Annotated in this window: 2 protein-coding genes; both read right to left on the minus strand. The window is 45.1% G+C overall.

Going from position 1 to position 2,008, the window contains the following annotated elements:
* A partial coding sequence (locus QUB33_RS29290) for a formylglycine-generating enzyme family protein (protein ID WP_333358150.1) occupies positions 1-854 on the minus strand: 854 nt, incomplete at its 3' end.
* An 11-nt stretch (positions 855-865) separates the two neighbouring features.
* Complete coding sequence (locus tag QUB33_RS29295) at positions 866-1,816, minus strand: glycosyltransferase family 10 domain-containing protein (protein ID WP_333358153.1); 951 nt, start codon at positions 1,814-1,816, stop codon at positions 866-868.
* Positions 1,817-2,008: the final 192 nt, after the last annotated feature.

Consider the following 2,008-nt stretch of genomic DNA (forward strand, 5'->3'; position numbering starts at 1 on the left):
ATCCTCGAATGCAGGAACCTCGCTCTGTCTTGAAATCTAAACGGAGGGCGTGATTGAGACTTTTTCAGTGCCATTGCGTTATAGTTGACTAACTCCGGGGTAATAGTTTCCCCAAAATGAAATGGGCTTTTTGTACCGCCACGACAGGCGTATTCCCATTCAGCTTCACTCAGGAGGCGATATTTTTTCCCGGTTTTTTGCGAGAGTTTGCTACAGAATTCGACTGCCATATCCCACGATACTTTTTCTACAGGAAGTTTTTCACCTTGAAACCACGATGGGTTATTTCCCATCACTGCTTGCCACTGTGCTTGGGTGATGGGGTATTTGCCTGCAAAAAAAGCGGTTACTGTTACTTGATGCTGCGGATTTTCATCATATATTTTACCTTTTTCGGTTGCTGGCGAACCCATAATAAATGTACCGCCGGGAATATGAACCATTTCCAGCACAACTGGATCCCCTAAGTCTTCGCGCAAGAAGTGAGCATAATCACGGCGGCGACTGTTTTCTTTTCCTTCAGCATCCACTGTGATCACATCAAAGTCAAAAATAGGCGAATATTTTTGGAACTTCTCTTTTATATTTGGTTCCTCTCTCTCCTTCAGCACCGAATATGCAGCCAACTTCACCTTTATTGATTCATCCTGCAATGCCGAAATTATCAAGTCTAAACCAGCTTCTCCATATTTCAACGCTTCATACAGTGCGGTGATTCTGACTTCGACACGAGATGAAGCTAACCGACTCTTAACACCAGGAATGCCGCCTAAGACAGTCGCACCAAATGGCACTTGAGATGGAGCACTGAGTACGGCATCGTATTCTCTGGGTTGATTTTGGTTTTCTGTCATTATGTTACTTCCTAAGATACAAACTTAGACAGCCAATTGAGCAAGTTCAATTCGTGGAGAATGATTTGTCTGGCTTCAGCAATTTTATCCCTGGCTTCATGCCAATAATCCGGCGTAGCTACAACCTCTTTAATAAATTCTACTCCTTTCTCATCCAAACTCGGCAGCCGCAGAAAACTCCCTGTCGGCAACAATTTATCCGCCGCCGAACCGCCGTAATAAATTGGCAAACACCAAGCTAATAAAGCATCCCAAAGCTTCTCGCTGACATACCAATCGTTTTCGGCATAATTTTCAATAGCTAAGTTGTAATAGTATGGTGCGACAGCGTGCCATTTATTGTTGACAGTGCCGTTCCCGCTCGCCCAAGTTGGCAAGTTTCGCCCGTAAAGGTCAAAATCTAATTCTTGTGATTGCAGCAATTTGAGAAAATCTAATCGGCGTCGGTGATTGGCGGTGCGACTAACACCTGAAGTAATCCAAGAACAGGATTTAGTTTTCGGCGGCGCAGCCATTTCATCGAGTTCTCGAAACGAGTTAGAGTGATACCAAATCGCGGGCATATAATTGGGGTTTGGTGCGAAGTCGTCTGGCCCGGAAACGTAACCGCAATAAAGTTTGGCTTGTTCGTAGTTCGCTTTGGTAATTTCAATTGCTTCTGGTAATGGCGGCTCGCGGATCAGGTAAATTATGCGTTCCTTGGGGACACCGCGAAAACTTTTTTGAATGTCGTTTTCTTGGTTTTGATGCCTGTAGCGACGTATTTTATCGACCCACGATTGCTTTTTGGGCGGTTGGGGAAAGTCGAATTGATACATGAGTAAAAAGTCGGGTTCTGGGTGATTTGCTAGCATTTGAATGTTACGCCAGTTGCCGAAGTTGTGGGGGGTTTGTTGCCACAGCCAGTCGCTTTGGTTCATGCCGGGGTAGGTGGTGATTCTGCCGATGATTTTTGGGTTCATAAGTTGATATTTTCCGTGTTGTATTTTAGTCCGCCAGTCCGCCAGTCATTCATTCCGCTATTCGGCTACCTCGCTAATCCGACAGTCCGCCAGGGGTTGAAAACCCCTGTCTCAAAGCAAAAGTCCTCCTAAGAAACTTAATCTAACTGCGGAGTTTTAGCAATTAGCTCAAACCCAAAAGACTCCGCAGTT

The sequence above is a fragment of the Microcoleus sp. B3-A4 genome (assembly GCF_036705385.1).
In the GTDB taxonomy this organism is placed as follows: Bacteria; Cyanobacteriota; Cyanobacteriia; order Cyanobacteriales; family Microcoleaceae; genus Microcoleus.